The following is a 15,360-nucleotide window of genomic DNA, read 5'->3' as shown; positions in this document are numbered from 1 at the left end:
GGCCGGGCGGGGCGGCGATCACTCCGAACCGGCTGGGCGTAGCGAACCGGAGTCCCCCGTCCCGCCGCCCGAGCCCCCGGGGCCCACGGGGATCTGCGCGGTCACCTGGAAGCCGAGCGGGTCCCGGGGACCGAAGGAGAGGGTGCCCCCGGCTGCCGCGAGCCGTTCGGCGAGACCCTGGAGGCCGAGGCCGCTCCCGGCCTGGGGGGCTGCCCGGGGGCCGGGCCCTGTGCCGCCCCACGTATCGGTGCGCGTACCGGCTCGGGCAAGGGCCCCGGTGCCCGGGCCGTCGTCGGTGACGCGGAGGCGGACCAGGTCGGGGGTTCCGGTGACGTCCAGTTCGCAGTGGGCGGCGCCGGAGTGGCGGACCACATTGGTGACGGATTCACGGACGACCCAGCCGAGCAGGGCCGCGGTCTCCGGGGCGAGCGGCGGTCCCGACTGCCGTACCACCGGCTCGATCCCGGCGGCGGTCAACGCGTCGCGTGCCCGGTCGAGTTCGGTGGCGAGGCTGCCGTCGCGGTAGCCGGTGACCGCCTCGCGGATCTCGTTCAGGGCCTGGCGTCCCACGGACTCGATGTCATGGACCTGGGCGAGGGCGGCGCCCAGGTCGCGCGAGGCGAGCCGGCGGGCGGCCTCCGACTTCACGACGATCACGGACAGGGTGTGGCCGAGGAGGTCGTGCAGATCGCGGGAGAAGCGAAGGCGTTCCTTTTCCACGGCGGTACGCGCCAACTCCTGCCGCGTCTCGCGGAGTTCAAGGATCTTCTCGGAGAGGGTGATCAGGGCAGCGGTGACCATGCCGGAGAGCAGCGCGCCGTATGCGTTGGTGACCGCGGTCCACACCGCGAGGTCGCGCCACACCGAGATCGCGGCGGCCGACCCGGCGATGGTGAAGAGGGTCCAGGCGAGGCGACGGCCGCGCAGGACCGTACCGCAGGCGAGGGAGAGGAGAGGAAAGAGGGCGAGCCAGGACCCGCCGTAGATGGCTCCGAGTCCATAGGTGACGACGGCCATGCCGCCGAGCGCCGCGTAGGTGGCGGGCCGGTGTCTGCGGCTCGGGTCGAAGGCCCGGAACACCACCGAGATGTAGAGGGAGTTGAAGGTGAGGAGGCCGATGCCGCCGATCCACGGGTTGGGCGTCTCGCCCTTGACGATATTGGAGAAGGCGCCCATACCGAGCAGCAGCCAGGGCAGAAAGGCGTAAGCGGTGCGGGGGCCGGGGCGGGCCTCCTCCGCGCACTTCCGCCGTTCGTCGATCGCCGCCATGGGATGCCCTCCGGGTGAGCCGTGGTCACAGGGTGCTCGCCGCCCGACAGTACGAGACGGCGGTGGCCGGGCCCCGCCGTCAGGGCCGGTCGTCATGGGCCGACCGTACGAAGAGCGGCCGCCGTCTCGGCAGAGTCGAGTGTCGGGAGTTGAACAGGACAAATGTCATGGCCGGGAGGTGGAGGCCCGTGCGGGCGGGAAGGCCACCCGGCACCAGATCTGACATTGCGTCAGGAGTCTTGACCCGGGAGTCTTCACAACACAGAAGGGCTGCGTTATACATGGTGACCACCGGCTAGAACGCGTTCTAGAACGGGCGGTTCGGCCGGTCCCAGACGACCTCGGTGCGGCCGACGGTGCGGACGGCCGCACCGAGGTCTTCCCTGTGCATGCAGACCTGTGCATGCAGCCTGTACCCACAAGGAGCCGCGTCCCTATGCCCATTGATGCCGCCAAGGCCGTAGCCGCCGAGCCCCGCAGCACCGACATCTCCTGGGACCACAAGGACATCCAGCTCTACCACCTCGGTCTCGGCGCCGGCATACCCGCCACCGACCCCGGCGAGCTGCGCTACACCCTGGAGTCCAAGCTGCATGTGCTGCCGAGCTTCGCGACCGTCGCGGGCGGCGGAATGGCCGTGGCCGGAGGCCTCTCGGCGCCCGGTATCGACGTCAACCTCGCGCATGTCCTGCACGGCGGCCAGACGGTGACCCTGCACCGGCCGATCCCCGTGAAGGGCAAGGCGGTGCAGAGCTCGACGATCCCGGCCGTGTACGACAAGGGCAAGGCCGCGGTGATCGTGATGCGGTCCGAAGTGACCGACGAAGAGGGTCCGTTGTGGACCTGTGACACCCAGATCTTCGTGCGCGGCGAGGGCGGCTTCGGCGGCGAGCGCGGCCCGTCGGCCAGGACCGAACTGCCGGACCGCGCACCCGACAAGGTCGAGGAGCGGACCATCCGCGAGGACCAGGCGCTCCTCTATCGCCTCTCCGGCGACTGGAACCCGCTGCACGCCGACCCCGAGTTCGCCAAGCTCGCCGGTTTCGACAAGCCGATCCTGCACGGCCTGTGCACCTACGGCATGACCCTGAAGGCGGTCGTCGACACGGTTCTCGACGGGGATGTGTCACGGGTGCGCTCGTACACGACACGGTTCGCGGGCGTCGTCTTCCCCGGCGAGACGCTGCGCCTTCGCATGTGGCGCACGGAGGGCCGGGTCCAGGTGGCGGTCAGCGCCGTGGAGCGGGACGACGCGCCGGTACTCGCGGACACCGTGGTCGAGCACAACTGACGGTAGCCAAGCGACAAGCACAACGGCCTGTACGTACGAGAGGAGCCGCACCATGCGCGCAGCCGTGCTGCACGAGATAGGCCAGGAGAAGCTCGAAGTCCTCGACGACATCGAGACGGTGGGCTTCGGGCCCGGCAAGGTCAAGATCCGGGTACGGGCCACCGGCCTGTGCCACTCGGACCTCTCCGCGATGAGCGGTGTGCTGCCGCAGCCCGGCCCGTTCATCCCGGGCCACGAGGGCGCGGGCGAAGTCGTCGACGTCGGCGACGGCGTGACGAACGTCAAGGCCGGCGACCGCGTCCTGGTGTGCTGGCTGCCCGCGTGCGGCGAGTGCCCCGCCTGCAAGCGCGGCCAGACCCAGCTGTGCCTGGCCGGGTTCATGAACGCGGGCGTCCCCAACTTCAAGCGCCCCACCGGCGATGTCTTCGGCTTCGCGGGCACCGGCACCTTCGCCGAAGAGGTCGTCGTGGACGCCAAGTGCGCCGTGCCGATCCCGGACGACGTGCCCTTCGACATCGCCGCGCTCATCGGCTGCGGGGTGACGACCGGACTCGGCGCGGCCGTCAACACCGCCGATGTGCGGGCCGGTTCCTCGGTCGCGGTGATCGGCTGCGGCGGTGTCGGTATCTCCGCGATCCAGGGTGCGCGGCTCAAGGGCGCGGCACAGATCGTGGCCGTCGACCCGGTGGCCTCGCGCCGTGAGGCGGCCCTGAAGTTCGGCGCCACGGAAGCCGTCGCCCCCGACGCACTCGATGACGCCAAGCAGCGCCTCACCGCGGGCGAGGGCTTCGACTATGTCTTCGAGGTCGTCGGCAAGTCGGCCACCGCGCGCACGGCGTACGAGACGACCCGCCGCGGCGGCACCCTGTGCGTGGTCGGCGCGGGCGCCCTGGACGACTTCCTGCAGATCAATATGTTCGAGCTGTTCTTCGACGAGAAGAGGATCCTGCCGTCCATGTACGGCGGCGGCGATGTCCTCACGTCGTACGAGCGTTCCATCGCCCTGTGGCGCGCGGGCCGGATCGACCTCGAAGGCCTCATCACGCACCGGGTGCCGCTGGGCGAGATCAACGAAGCCCTGGACCAGATGCGGACGGGCGTGGCGCTGCGCACCTGCATCGAGATCTGATCCGGCATCCGAGCCGGGATACGCATCCGGCCCAACCGGGCTCAAAGGAAAGGACTTTGATGTCACAGCCACTTGCGGGCCTGTCCGCGATCGTCACCGGCGCGGGCCGTGGCCTCGGCCGGGCCGAGGCACTCGAACTCGCCCGGCTCGGCGCGAGCGTCGTCGTCAACGACTTCGGGCAGCCGGGCCGGGACGGCTCGGGCGCGGCATCGGCCACGCCCGCCGAGGAGGTCGCCGCCGAGATCCGGGCCGCCGGCGGCCAGGCGGTCGCGCACCTGGGCGATGTGGCGGACCATGAACAGGCCCGCGAACTGGTGCAGTTGGCGGTCGACCGCTATGGAAAGCTCGACATCCTGGTCAACAACGCGGGCATTCTGCGGGACCGGATGATCTTCTCCATGAGCGAGGACGAGTGGGACTCGGTGATACGGGTCCATCTCAAGGGCCACTTCAACACCACCCACTTCGCGTCCGTGCACTGGCGGGCACGCTCCAAGGAAGCGGGCGGCCCGGTCTACGGCCGGGTGATCAACACCTCGTCCGAGGCGTTCCTCGCGGGCTCCGCGGGCCAGCCCAACTACGCGGCCGCGAAGGGCGGCATCGTGGGTCTGACCACGTCATCGGCGCTCGCCCTCGGCAAGTACGGCGTGACGGCGAACGCGATCTGCCCGCGCGCCCGCACCCGTATGACCGAGGACGTCTTCGCCGGATTCGGCGAGCCGTCGGGCGATGAGCTCGACCCGCTGGCGCCCGAGCATGTCGCCCCGCTCGTCGGCTATCTGGCGGGCCCGGCCGCGGCGAAGGTCAACGGCCAGCTGCTCGTGGTGCACGGCGGAATGGTGGCGGTCGTGGAGCGCCCCAAGGTGGCGGCCAAGTTCGACACGGCCAAGGAGGTCTTCTCGTACGAGGAGCTGGACGAGCTGATCTCCCCGTACTACGAGGACCGGCCGGCGAACGAGACCTTCGCGGCGGCAGAGGTCCTGGGTCTGAAGAAGGGCTGACCTGAGAAGGACTGAGGAGAACTGAGTAGGACTGAGTAGGGCTGAGGAGAACTGAGTAGGGCTGAGAAGGGCTGCGCAGGGTTCACCTGCCGACGAGGGCCCGTGCCGCCTGCTGACAGGCGGCACGGGCCCTCGCTCACGCACCAGCGGCTACGCCGCTTCCGACCGCGTCTCCTGGGACGGCTTGCGGTGCCGGCCACGCGGCGCCGCTGCGTCCTCCTGAACGGCGACGGGACCGCGGTGCTTGCCGTGGCCCGCCTGCTCGGGCGCCGCCTGGGGCGTGTCCGGCTCGGTCGGCACGTTGCTGTTCTGAGTCATGGGAAAACGTCACCCCGTAAGAAGATCGTCAAAGGACAGCCGGGCGAGTCTAACCGCCTCCTCGGGTGCCTTCCGAGCCGCCCGCGACCGGCCCTGCACCCCGTCCGGCGACCGGCCCTGCGCCTCGTCCGGCGACCGGCCCTGCGCCCCGTCCGGCGACCGGCCCTGCGCCCCGTCCGGCGACCGGCCCTGCACCCCGTCCGGCGACCAGCCCTGCGACCCTCCCCGTGAGCGGCGCCTGCTGCAGCGGAACAGGCCGTGGCGCCGCCGCCACCGCGGGTTCCGCGGGAGCCTCGCGGACCACCGGCGCGGGCGCCTGCACCCGGGCCACGCCGCACGGCACCGAGGCGGTGGAGTAAGGGAGTTGAAGGATCCCGTCGGGTGTCCACAGGCCCGCCCCGGCCAGCCAGCCCTCGGGCGCGGCGAGGTGCTGGATCTGTCGTTCCATGGGCCGCCACAGGCCGAGCCAGGTGCCCGCGGCGCCGTCGATGCGCAGCGCCACCGCGCAGTGCTCCGGCATCAGGACCTGCCCCGGCTGTATGGCGAACGGCGTCACCGCGCAGTCCGGGAGGCGCAGACACTCGGGAAAGCGCACCGGCAGTGTGGAGCCGAGCACACCCCAGCCGAGCCGGTCGTGGCCCGGCGCGTCGGAGCGGACCAGGATCAGTCCGCTGCCCGGGTCGGCGAGCAGCAGCCGGTCGTCGCTGTCCTCGCCGATCTGCAGGAGCGGTGAGACCTCACCGCCGCGCTCCAGGTCGACGGCGACGGTCTTCGTACGCCCGTCCCACTCCTGGTCGAGGGCGAGCAGCCGGCCCGCGCGGTCCAGCCACACCCCGCCGGAACAGCGCCCCGGCACTTCCGCGACATGTTCGGGACCGAAGGCCCCGCCCGCCACCAGCCATACGGAACTGGAGTGGCGGCCCACGGCGACGGCGTACGCGCAGGAGCCGTCCGGCGACGGCGGCAGCAGGCTGAGGGACTCGCATTCCACGGCGCCGAGCGGCAGTTCACCGGTGCCGGGGCCGGTCGGGTAGAGCAGCGAGAACAACTGCCGTCCGGCGGCGGCCCGGTGGATGAGCACGCGCCCGTCGGCCATCGGCAGCACGTCCGCGTCGGGCTCTTCGGGCTGGTCCACGGGCAGCGGTACCGCGTAGGGCTCGGGGCCGTCCAGGGTCCAGCGCTCCGGGAACCAGACGTCACCGCTGTCACCGTGCGGCGCGAGCCGCGCGGCGTAGGAGCCGTCCGCGCTGATCGTGAACCTGGGCCGCAGCGGCGCAGCACCCGGAGCGGCATCGGTCACCCGGGCCTCGGCCTCGACCTCACGGAGCGCCTCACGCTCACCGGCTCCCTCATGGGCTTCGTGAGAGTCACGGGCATCACGGGCCTCGCGGGCGTCACGGGCCCCGCTGACCTCGTGGGCTTCGTGGGCTTCGTGGGCCTCGCCGGTCTCGCGGGCCTCGTCCTGACGCGCGCTCTCTGTCTCGTCGTTCTCGTCGTCCCGGGGCGCGGTCCCCGTCCCCGTCTCGGTAGCGGTCTCAGTGGCACAGGCCGTCATCGATCGGTCACCTCCGGCGACGAAGCTAGTTTTCGCACGCGCTGCCGTGGCACGGGCGGCCGCTCACTTCACACATAAGGGTGGCCATGCCCCGATTCGCCTGAGGAAGGCGTGGTGGCTGTGCTGAACGTGCTGACCGGGACGTGCCTTAAGGTAAGGGCCACCTAACCTGAGATGGCCCCTCGGTCACCGCATCTGAGTGCGGCCACTCGGCCACCGCACCTGCGCACAGCCACCCTGGAGCACTGATGTCCCTACGACGCCGCAGTACCGCAGCCGTCGCTCTCGCCGTCGCCGCCGCCCTCTCGATGTCGGCCTGCTCGAGCGGTGACGCCGGTTCTGGCTCGGGCTCGGGCTCGGGCAAGTCCGGCAACGGCAGCGGCAGCAAGTCGGTGGCCCAGGGCGGCGAGGACTTCGCCAAGGCCGCCGCGGACACGGCGAAGATGGGCACGAGCGCCAAGCCCGGCGAGTTCCCGCGCACCGTCGAGCACGCCCTGGGCAAGACCGAGATCAAGGCCAAGCCCAAGCGGGTCGTCGTCCTGGACGTCGGCGAGCTCGACAACGTCGTCTCGCTCGGCGTCAAGCCCGTCGGCTACGCGCCCACCGAGGGCGACGACGGCATACCCGGCTACCTCAAGAAGGACGCGGGCAGCCCGAAGGACGTCGGCACGATCAACGCTCTCAACCTGGAGGCGATCGCGGCCCTCAAGCCCGATCTGATCCTCGGCAGCGAGCTGCGCGCCGCGAAGATGTACCCGCAGCTCGCCAAGATCGCGCCGACCGTGTTCTCCATCCGCCCCGGCTTCACGTGGAAGGAGAACTACCTCCTCAACGCCGCCGCGCTCGACGAGCAGGCCACGGCGAAGGAGCACCTGGCCGCGTACGAGAAGAAGGCGCAGCGGCTCGGCGACGACCTCGGCGAGAAGAGGCCCACCGTCACGATGCTGCGCTACATGCCCGGCATGATCCGGCTGTACGCGAAGGCCTCCTTCATCGGCACCATCCTTGAGGACGTCGGCGTCCAGCGGCCCAAGAACCAGCAGATCGAGGATCTCGCCACGGAGATCAGCCCGGAGAAGATCGACGAGGCCGACGCCGACTGGATCTTCACCGGCGTCTACGGCGACCCGAAGAAGACGGAGCGCGCGACCGCCGAGGGCAACCCCCTGTGGAAGAAGCTCGGCGCCGTCAAGAAGGGCCAGGCCGAGAACGTCCCGGACGAGACCTGGTACCTGGGCCTCGGTGTGACGGCGGCGGACCGGGTCCTGGACGATCTGCGCGGCCGTCTGGCCAAGTGATCCGCGGCGGCCGGGGGATCGCCCGCCAAGTGATCGCCGGGTAACGGCCGGTAGCGGCAAGGTGACCGGGGCGCGGGGGAAGGTAGCCTTTCCCCGTGCCCCGTCTGTCTGATGTCATCGCCGAGCTCGACGCCCTGTGGCCCCCCGAGCGGGCCGAGCAGTGGGACGCGGTCGGCACGGTCGCCGGTTATCCGGACGCCGAGGTCAGCCGCGTACTGTTCGCCGTCGACCCGGTGCAGGAGATCGTCGACGAGGCGGTGCGGCTCGGCGCCGACCTCCTCGTCACCCACCACCCGCTCTACCTGCGCGGTACGACCACGGTCGCGGCCGGTCACTTCAAGGGCCGGGTCGTGCACGACCTGATCAAGAACGACATCGCGCTGCACGTCGCGCACACCAACGCCGACACCGCGGACCCCGGAGTCTCCGACGCCCTCGCGGGCGCGCTCGACCTGCGGGTCGTACGCCCCCTCGTACCGGACGACTCGGACCCGTCGGGCCGCCGTGGCCTCGGCCGGGTCTGCGAGCTCGACCACCCGCTGACGCTGCGGGACTTCGCCGAACACGCCGCCAAGCGGCTGCCCGCCACCGCGCAGGGCATCCGCGTCGCCGGGAACCCGGACGCCCTGGTGCGCACGGTCGCGGTGAGCGGCGGCTCGGGCGACAGCCTCTTCGACGCGGTACGCGCCACCGGGGCCGACGCCTTCCTGACCGCCGATCTGCGCCACCACCCCGTCTCCGAGGCGACCCAGGGCTCACCGCTCGGCCTCGTCGACGCCGCGCACTGGGCCACCGAGTGGCCGTGGTGTGAGCTGGCGGCAGCCCAGCTCGATGAGATTTCCGACCGTCACGGATGGGACCTGCGGGTCCATGTCTCGAAGACGGTCACCGACCCCTGGACCGCCCACGCGGCCTCAACTACGACAGCAGGAGCCCCCAACTGAACGCCGCGCCCGCCGACCAGATCCGACTCCTCGACGTCCAGGCACTCGACGTACGCCTGCAGCAGCTGGCGCACAAGCGCAAGGCCCTGCCGGAGCACGCCGAGATCGAGTCGCTGACCAAGGACCTCACGCAGCTGCGCGACCTGCTCGTGGCCGCGCAGACCGAGGAGAGCGACTGCGCCCGCGAGCAGACCAAGGCCGAGCAGGACGTGGACCAGGTGCGCCAGCGCGCCACCCGCGACCAGCAGCGCCTGGACTCCGGCGCGATCACCTCGCCCAAGGACCTGGAGAACCTGCAGCGCGAGATCGCCTCGCTCGCCAAGCGCCAGGGTGACCTGGAGGACGTCGTCCTCGAGGTGATGGAGCGCCGCGAGTCCGCGCAGGAGCGCGTCGCCGAGCTGACGGAACGTGTCTCCTCGGTGCAGTCCAAGATCGATGACGCCACGGCCCGCCGGGGCGCGGCCTTCGAGGAGATCGACGGCGAGGCCGCCACGGTCACCAAGGAGCGCGAGGTCGTGGCCGGTTCGGTCCCCGCCGACCTCCTGAAGCTCTACGACAAGCTGCGCGAGCAGCAGGGCGGTGTCGGCGCGGCCCGTCTCTACCAGCGCCGCTGCGAGGGCTGCCGCCTGGAGCTCAACATCACCGAGGTGAACGAGGTCAAGGCCGCGGCCCCCGACACGGTCCTGCGCTGCGAGAACTGCCGCCGCATCCTGGTGCGCACCTCGGAGTCCGGCCTGTAATGAGCGTGGGCCGGCAGTTCATCGTCGAGGCCGACGGCGGCTCCCGGGGCAACCCGGGGCCCGCGGGCTACGGCGCGGTGGTGATCGACGCGGAGAGCGGCGAGGTCCTGGCCGAGGCGGCCGAGTACATCGGCGTGGCGACCAACAACGTCGCCGAGTACAAGGGCCTGGTGGCCGGTCTGACGGCCGCGCGGCAACTGGACCCGGACGCCTCGGTGGCCGTCCGTATGGACTCCAAGCTCGTCGTCGAGCAGATGTCGGGCCGCTGGCAGATCAAGCACCCGGACATGAAACCCCTTGCCGCTCGGGCCCGTTCGGCGTTTCCCGTGTCCCGGGTGACGTACGAGTGGATCCCGCGCGCGGAGAACAAGCACGCGGACCGGCTCGCCAACGAGGCGATGGACGCGGGCAAGCGCGGCGAACAGTGGTCGCCGTCCCTGTCCACGGCACAGCTCGACGCCCAGGACGCCCGCGCGGCCCGCAGTCTCACGGGGGGCGACGCGGCCGCCGGTACGGGGCTCGGCCGTTCCCTGGGCACCTCCGAGCCGGAGCCGGAGCCGGAATCGGAGCCGAAGACCGAGGACGCCCCCCAGCTCCCGGCCACCGCCGTGGCCGCCCCCGCCGATCTCGGCACCCCCGCCACCTTCGTGCTGCTGCGCCACGGCGAGACCGCGCTGACCCCCGAGAAGCGGTTCTCCGGGAGCGGCGGCTCCGACCCCGAGCTGTCGGCGGCGGGCCGCCGCCAGGCGGAGGCGGTGGCCGCGGCCCTGGCCGCCCGCGGCACCGTCCAGGACATCGTGAGCTCCCCGCTGCGCCGCTGCCGCGAGACGGCGGAGACCGTCGCCGCCCGCGTCGGCCTCGACGTACACATCGAAGAGGGCCTGCGCGAAACGGACTTCGGGGCCTGGGAGGGTCTGACCTTCGCCGAGGCCAGGGAGCGGTACCCGGACGAACTGACCGCGTGGCTCGGCTCCGAACAGGCGGCGCCGCCGGGCGGGGAGTCCTTCGAGCAGGTCACCGAGCGGGTCTCGGCGGCCCGCGACAAGCTGCTCGCGCGCTACGCGGGCCGCACGGTGCTCCTCGTCACGCATGTCACCCCGGTCAAGACGCTGGTCCGTCTGGCCCTCGGCGCCCCGCCCGAGTCCCTGTTCCGGATGGAACTCTCGGCCGCGTCGGTCTCGGCGATCGCGTACTACGCCGACGGCAACGCGTCGCTGCGGCTGCTCAACGACACCTCACACCTGCGCTGACGTCACCTCACACCTGCGCTGACGTCACCTCACACCTGCGCCGAGGTGTCCTTCAGGCCGGCCGCCGTGCGGGCCAGGGACTCGACCCGGGCCCAGTCCTTGGCGGCGACGGCATCGGCGGGCAGCATCCAACTCCCGCCCACGCAGCCGACGTTCTTCAGCGCGAGGTACGAGGGCGCGGAGGCCGGGGTGATGCCGCCGGTCGGGCAGAACCGGGCCTGGGGGAGCGGACCGCCGAGCGACTTCAGATAGGCGGTGCCGCCGGCGGCCTCGGCGGGGAAGAACTTCATCTCGGTCACGCCGCGTTCGAGCAGCGCCACCACCTCGGACGTGGTGGAAACCCCCGGCAGGAACGGCACACCGGAGGCCCGCATCGCGTCGAGCAGTGCGTCCGTCCACCCCGGGCTGACCAGGAAGCGGGAGCCGGCGTCGACGGCGTCCCTTACGTTCTGCGCGGAGATCACGGTGCCCGCGCCGACCACGGCGTCCGGCACCTCGGCGGCGATGGCGCGGATGGCGTCGAGGGCGGCGGGCGTCCGTAGCGTCACCTCGATCGCGGGCAGACCGCCCGCCACGAGCGCCCGCGCGAGCGGCACCGCGTCGGCGGCGTCCTCCACGACGACGACGGGTACGACGGGGGCGAGATCAAGCACGGAGCGCGAAGTCATGGCCCCATCCTGCCCCGCCATCTGCAGCATGCGCAAAGACCATTGCGCATGCTGCAACGGCCGGGGAGGCCGTCAGTGGATCTCCGTCACGATCACATCCAGCTGCCAGGCCTTCCCGGCCTTCGCGGGCGCCTCCGCCTCCACCGCGTACCCGAGATCCCGCAGCACGCCCACGAGTTCATCCGGGTCCGCCGGTGCGGCGCCCGTCTGCAGCAGATCCCGCACGATCCGCCCCTTGGTCGCCTTGTTGAAGTGACTGACCACGGACCGCTTCTCCACGCCGTTCACCATCTGGGACTGCAGCACCCGCACCGTCGCGGTGCGGCCCACCACCTCGCCCTTCGGCTTCCAGGCGCTCGCGTACGCGGACGAGCGCAGGTCGAGCACGAGCCCGTCACCGGCGGCCTGCGGCATGACCTCCGCCATGGGCGCGCGCCAGTACGCGTTCAGGGCGCCGAGCCCCGGCAGCTTCACGCCCATCGAGCAGCGGTAGGAGGGGATGCGGTCGGTGACGCGCACGGCGCCCCAGAGGCCGGAGAACACGAGCAGCGACTTCGCGGCCCGCTTCTTCGCGGCGGGCTCAAGCGTGGCGAGACCGAGAGCGTCGTACAGCACACCGGTGTAGATCTCCCCGGCGGGCCGCGCGCCCGCCGTGCGCAGCTCGGTGTTCTTGGCGACCTCGCCGCGCAGCCCCTCGCTCAGGCCGAGCACCTCACGCGCCTTGCCCTCGTCCCCGGCGCACAGTTCCACCAGCTCGTCGAGCACGGCCTGGCGCGCCTCGGTGAGACCGGGCAGCGAGAGCCCCTCGACCTTCAGCGGCGCCCCCCGGCCGGAGGCGGCCTTTCCCTCGGACGGCGGCAACAGCACGAGCACGACGGGTTCTCCTTTTACGGCGGTACGTGTGGGGGTGCGGCCCCCGCTGCAGGGTAACGGCCGAAGGCCGGGCCACCGCCGACGGCCGATCCGAAATACCCTCACAAACATGCCGCGCCGCCATATGTACGTCCCGACCGCAGCGGAGGCGACTCCCCTGCGCGCCGCCCTGCGCGAACTGCGTGTGAACCTCGAAGTCCCGCAGGACTTCCCGCCCGAGGTGCTCGCCGAGGCGGAACAGGCCGCCCGGAATCCCCGCCTCCCGGAGCACGACGCGACGGACATCCCCTTCTTCACCATCGACCCGCCCACGTCCACGGACCTGGACCAGGCGATGTATCTGTCCCGCAGGGAGGGCGGCGGCTTCCGCGTCCAGTACGCCATCGCCGATGTCGCCGCGTTCGTCACGCCCGGCGGCGCCCTCGACAAAGAGGCGCACGCGCGCGTGACGACGCTCTACTTTCCGGACGACAAGGTTCCGCTGCACCCCACGCTGCTCTCCGAGGGCGCCGCGAGCCTGTTGCCCGACCAGGACGCGCCCGCCCTGCTCTGGACGATCGACCTGGACGCGGAGGGCCGCCAGAGCTCCGTCGACGTACGGCGCGCCCTGGTCCGCAGCCGCGCCAAGCTCGACTACGACGGTGTGCAGAAGGCCATCGACGACGGCACCGCGGAAGAGCCCCTCGCGCTGCTCAAGGACATCGGCCTGCTGCGCGAGCGCCTGGAGGTGGAGCGCGGCGGGATCTCCCTGAACGTCCCCGAGCAGGAGATCGTCGAGCGGCACGGCACGTACGCGCTCGAATACCGCGCCCCGCTCCCGGCCGACGGCTGGAACGCCCAGATCTCCCTGCTCACCGGCACGGCGGCCGCCGACCTGATGGTCACGTACGGCACCGGCGTGCTGCGCACCCTGCCCTCCGCCCCGGACGGCGCGGTCGGCCGGCTGCACCGGGCCGCGAAGGCCCTGCACGTGGACTGGCCCCACCACGTCGCATACGCCGACCTGGTCCGCTCCCTCGACCCGCGCAAGCCGCACCACGCGGCGTTCCTGCAGGAGTGCACGACACTGCTGCGCGGCGCGGGCTACACGGTGTTCACCGGCGGCGAGCTGCCCGACCCGCGGATCCACGCCGCCGTCGCCGACGAGTACACCCACTGCACGGCACCGCTGCGCCGCCTCGTCGACCGCTACGCCGGTGAGATCTGCCTGGCGGCGGTGGCGGGCGAAGAGCCGCCGGAGTGGGTCGTCGCGGCCCTGCCCGAGCTGCCCAAGGAGATGGCCGACGGCACCCGCAAGGCCAACACGGTGGAGCGCGAGTGCGTCGACATCATCGAGGCGGCCCTTCTGAAGGACCGGATCGGGGAGATCTTCGACGCGATCGTGATCGATGTGAAGGACCGCGAACCGGCCGTCGGCACCGTGCACTTGGAGGACCCGGCGGTGGTCGCCCGGATCGAGGGCGGTACGGGGAAGCTGCCGCTGGGCGAGCGGCTCCGGGTCCGCCTCACGCAGGCCGACCCGGGGGCGGCGAAGGTGCAGTTCGCCCCCGCATGAGCGCGGCCACGAGGGTCCGCGGGTCGTCGGCGTGGAATCGTACCGCCGTGGACGCCGACTCCCGCCGCCCCAGCGGACGTACGAACGAGACCGGCGCCGTCAGCTCCACGCTCACGCTCGTCTGTGAACCGACCAGCAGGTCGAGCGACCCGTCCTCGTGCCGCTGTATCCGCTTCCCCGTCGGGAAACGCTGCTCCACGCGCGCGTGCTTGATGGCGTCGGCCGGTATCCGCAGGTCGAGGAGATGCCCGTAGCGGATCAGCAGGGAGCCGTCCGCGCCCACCACGTGGGGCCGGGTCACACAGGCGGCGTGCAGCGCGAGCACCTGCAGCACCGTGTAGACGTCCAGGAAGAGCACGACCGAGTGCACGAGCGGCCACGGGATCAGCACCGCGAGAGCGACCGTCTCCAGGACCGCCACGAACAGCAGCCCGAACAGCATCGCGGTCTGCGGCGAGGTGTACGCGACGGGGTGCGCGCCCGGGGCGAGCCCGTGCCGGCGCCGCCCCAGCCACAGCAACAGGCTGTGGAATCCGCGCAGTTCGAGCACGGTGAGCCGGACGAGGAGCCGGCCGGCGGATCTGGTGGCGTTTCTGGTGGCGGTTATGGCGGCGGTCTTCATCCGGTCCCCTGCGCTCGCTCGGTCAAGATCGCGATCATGCGCTGTACGGCTGCGGCCTGGGCGGGGGTGAAGTCGGCGAGAAACGCCTCCCCGAGGCTGCCCCGCATGCTCTGCTCGGCATCGCCGTCGGCGAAGTGCCGCAGCATCCCGTCCGGCATCACGGCCGCGAGCGCCGCACCGAGATCCGCGACCCGCGGATCGTCCGCGGGCGCGTCGGCAAGGTCGTCGAGCCGCCGGTACAGACCCTCTACGCGCCGCACGAACCCGGGGTCGTCGGCGAGCGGCCGCAACGCCTCGAAGGGCCCCGCGCCCCCGGCCGGGTCGTGCAGGGAGTCGAACAGCACCAGGTGCTCCCGGTCCTTGGCGGCCATGGGGGAGTCGCTCGGGGTGAAGCCGGAGAAGGCCGCGAAGAGCTCGGCGAGCTCGGGTGAGACGGGCCCTTCGGGCGGCAGCTCGCCGGAGCGCGCCTGGCGCAGCAGCTCCCGCAGCCGCTCGCGCCGCTCCCGGATCGCGGCTTCCTGCCGCGCCAGATCCCCGTCCAACTCCTCCAGGACTTCGGCGAGTTCACGCCCGGCGTCGTCGGCGAGCACATCCCGTACCTCCGCGAGGCCGAGCCCCAGCTCGGTCAGCCGTTTGATCCGGGCGAGCTCGACGGCGTGCCGCAGGCCGTACTCGCGATAGCCGTTGGAGCGCCGCTCGGGTTCGGGCAGCAGCCCCAGGTGGTGGTAGTGCCGCACTGCCCGCGAGGTCACCCCGGCGAGTGCGGCGATCTCTCCGATCCGCATGGCCTCAGTAGAAACCCTGACGCTGCGGCAAGGTCAAGCGTGACGTGCGCGGCGAGCGGGGC

15 protein-coding genes are annotated in these 15,360 nt (G+C 71.7%); 8 read left to right on the top strand and 7 right to left on the bottom strand.

Annotation, left to right across the window (positions count from 1 at the left end; all coding sequences use genetic code 11):
- Positions 1-18 precede the first annotated feature (18 nt).
- On the bottom strand, positions 19-1,269 hold the full coding sequence (locus ACFQVC_RS30265) for a sensor histidine kinase (RefSeq protein ID WP_381836525.1): 1,251 nt from the start codon (positions 1,267-1,269) through the stop codon (positions 19-21).
- A gap of 436 nt (positions 1,270-1,705) precedes the next feature.
- Between ACFQVC_RS30265 and ACFQVC_RS30260 the strand changes: the two genes are divergently transcribed.
- Genes ACFQVC_RS30260 through ACFQVC_RS30250 form a run of 3 tightly spaced genes read left to right on the top strand, consistent with a single transcriptional unit; the run spans position 1,706 to position 4,690 of the window.
- Entirely contained in the window at positions 1,706-2,560 is an 855-nt protein-coding gene (locus tag ACFQVC_RS30260) for a MaoC/PaaZ C-terminal domain-containing protein (RefSeq protein WP_381836523.1), read from the top strand.
- Between the two features lie 52 nt (positions 2,561-2,612).
- Positions 2,613-3,689: a Zn-dependent alcohol dehydrogenase gene (locus ACFQVC_RS30255; RefSeq protein WP_381836521.1), complete on the top strand. Its 1,077-nt coding sequence runs from the start codon at positions 2,613-2,615 to the stop codon at positions 3,687-3,689.
- A gap of 59 nt (positions 3,690-3,748) precedes the next feature.
- The gene (locus ACFQVC_RS30250; protein ID WP_381836519.1) at positions 3,749-4,690 is read left to right on the top strand and encodes a 3-oxoacyl-ACP reductase; all 942 of its coding nucleotides are present in this window, start codon (positions 3,749-3,751) and stop codon (positions 4,688-4,690) included.
- Between the two features lie 150 nt (positions 4,691-4,840).
- On the opposite strand, the gene ACFQVC_RS30245 is transcribed toward ACFQVC_RS30250, so the two are convergent.
- Positions 4,841-5,008: a hypothetical protein gene (locus ACFQVC_RS30245; RefSeq protein ID WP_381836517.1), complete on the bottom strand. Its 168-nt coding sequence runs from the start codon at positions 5,006-5,008 to the stop codon at positions 4,841-4,843.
- Between the two features lie 49 nt (positions 5,009-5,057).
- A complete protein-coding gene (locus tag ACFQVC_RS30240; protein ID WP_381836515.1) occupies positions 5,058-6,563 on the bottom strand; it encodes a hypothetical protein in 1,506 nt (501 codons plus the stop codon).
- Between the two features lie 248 nt (positions 6,564-6,811).
- Here ACFQVC_RS30240 and ACFQVC_RS30235 point away from each other — a divergent pair, with 248 nt between their 5' ends.
- The 4 genes from ACFQVC_RS30235 (at position 6,812) to ACFQVC_RS30220 (ending at position 10,795) form a co-directional block, all read left to right on the top strand.
- On the top strand, positions 6,812-7,861 hold the full coding sequence (locus ACFQVC_RS30235) for an ABC transporter substrate-binding protein (protein WP_381836513.1): 1,050 nt from the start codon (positions 6,812-6,814) through the stop codon (positions 7,859-7,861).
- Between the two features lie 95 nt (positions 7,862-7,956).
- The gene (locus ACFQVC_RS30230; RefSeq protein WP_381836511.1) at positions 7,957-8,805 is read left to right on the top strand and encodes a Nif3-like dinuclear metal center hexameric protein; all 849 of its coding nucleotides are present in this window, start codon (positions 7,957-7,959) and stop codon (positions 8,803-8,805) included.
- On the top strand, positions 8,802-9,545 hold the full coding sequence (locus ACFQVC_RS30225) for a zinc ribbon domain-containing protein (protein ID WP_381836831.1): 744 nt from the start codon (positions 8,802-8,804) through the stop codon (positions 9,543-9,545). Before ACFQVC_RS30230 ends, ACFQVC_RS30225 begins: the two co-directional genes overlap by 4 nt.
- 5 nt (positions 9,546-9,550) lie before the next feature.
- A complete protein-coding gene (locus ACFQVC_RS30220) occupies positions 9,551-10,795 on the top strand; it encodes a bifunctional RNase H/acid phosphatase (RefSeq protein ID WP_381836829.1) in 1,245 nt (414 codons plus the stop codon).
- A 29-nt stretch (positions 10,796-10,824) separates the two neighbouring features.
- On the opposite strand, the gene eda is transcribed toward ACFQVC_RS30220, so the two are convergent.
- Together eda and yaaA are read right to left on the bottom strand one after the other, a co-directional pair.
- Positions 10,825-11,463, bottom strand: coding sequence for a bifunctional 4-hydroxy-2-oxoglutarate aldolase/2-dehydro-3-deoxy-phosphogluconate aldolase (gene eda / locus ACFQVC_RS30215; RefSeq protein ID WP_381836509.1), 639 nt, complete (start codon positions 11,461-11,463; stop codon positions 10,825-10,827).
- A gap of 72 nt (positions 11,464-11,535) precedes the next feature.
- Positions 11,536-12,336, bottom strand: coding sequence for a peroxide stress protein YaaA (gene yaaA, locus ACFQVC_RS30210; RefSeq protein ID WP_381836507.1), 801 nt, complete (start codon positions 12,334-12,336; stop codon positions 11,536-11,538).
- 109 nt (positions 12,337-12,445) lie between these two features.
- Between yaaA and ACFQVC_RS30205 the strand changes: the two genes are divergently transcribed.
- Positions 12,446-13,891, top strand: coding sequence for an RNB domain-containing ribonuclease (locus ACFQVC_RS30205; RefSeq protein WP_381836505.1), 1,446 nt, complete (start codon positions 12,446-12,448; stop codon positions 13,889-13,891).
- On the opposite strand, the gene ACFQVC_RS30200 is transcribed toward ACFQVC_RS30205, so the two are convergent.
- Positions 13,842-14,513: a hypothetical protein gene (locus ACFQVC_RS30200; RefSeq protein WP_381836503.1), complete on the bottom strand. Its 672-nt coding sequence runs from the start codon at positions 14,511-14,513 to the stop codon at positions 13,842-13,844. The two genes, ACFQVC_RS30205 and ACFQVC_RS30200, sit on opposite strands and share 50 nt — an antisense overlap.
- Positions 14,510-15,298, bottom strand: a complete 789-nt coding sequence (locus ACFQVC_RS30195) for a MerR family transcriptional regulator (RefSeq protein ID WP_381836501.1) — start codon at positions 15,296-15,298, stop codon at positions 14,510-14,512. Before ACFQVC_RS30195 ends, ACFQVC_RS30200 begins: the two co-directional genes overlap by 4 nt.
- Positions 15,299-15,360 lie beyond the last annotated feature (62 nt).

Source organism: Streptomyces monticola (assembly GCF_042665355.1).
GTDB lineage: Bacteria > Actinomycetota > Actinomycetes > Streptomycetales > Streptomycetaceae > Streptomyces > Streptomyces monticola.
This window is presented reverse-complemented; position numbering and strand designations above follow the sequence as displayed.

Excerpts from the sequence above, each read along its gene's own strand:
- ACFQVC_RS30265 (WP_381836525.1), bottom strand. The coding sequence starts at position 1,269 with ATGGCGGCGATCGACGAACGGCGGAAGTGCGCGGAGGAGGCCCGCCCC.
- ACFQVC_RS30260 (WP_381836523.1), top strand. The coding sequence starts at position 1,706 with ATGCCCATTGATGCCGCCAAGGCCGTAGCCGCCGAGCCCCGCAGCACC.
- ACFQVC_RS30255 (WP_381836521.1), top strand. The coding sequence starts at position 2,613 with ATGCGCGCAGCCGTGCTGCACGAGATAGGCCAGGAGAAGCTCGAAGTC.
- ACFQVC_RS30250 (WP_381836519.1), top strand. The coding sequence starts at position 3,749 with ATGTCACAGCCACTTGCGGGCCTGTCCGCGATCGTCACCGGCGCGGGC.
- ACFQVC_RS30245 (WP_381836517.1), bottom strand. The coding sequence starts at position 5,008 with ATGACTCAGAACAGCAACGTGCCGACCGAGCCGGACACGCCCCAGGCG.
- ACFQVC_RS30240 (WP_381836515.1), bottom strand. The coding sequence starts at position 6,563 with ATGACGGCCTGTGCCACTGAGACCGCTACCGAGACGGGGACGGGGACC.
- ACFQVC_RS30235 (WP_381836513.1), top strand. The coding sequence starts at position 6,812 with ATGTCCCTACGACGCCGCAGTACCGCAGCCGTCGCTCTCGCCGTCGCC.
- eda (WP_381836509.1), bottom strand. The coding sequence starts at position 11,463 with ATGACTTCGCGCTCCGTGCTTGATCTCGCCCCCGTCGTACCCGTCGTC.
- ACFQVC_RS30205 (WP_381836505.1), top strand. The coding sequence starts at position 12,446 with ATGCCGCGCCGCCATATGTACGTCCCGACCGCAGCGGAGGCGACTCCC.
- ACFQVC_RS30200 (WP_381836503.1), bottom strand. The coding sequence starts at position 14,513 with ATGAAGACCGCCGCCATAACCGCCACCAGAAACGCCACCAGATCCGCC.
- ACFQVC_RS30195 (WP_381836501.1), bottom strand. The coding sequence starts at position 15,298 with ATGCGGATCGGAGAGATCGCCGCACTCGCCGGGGTGACCTCGCGGGCA.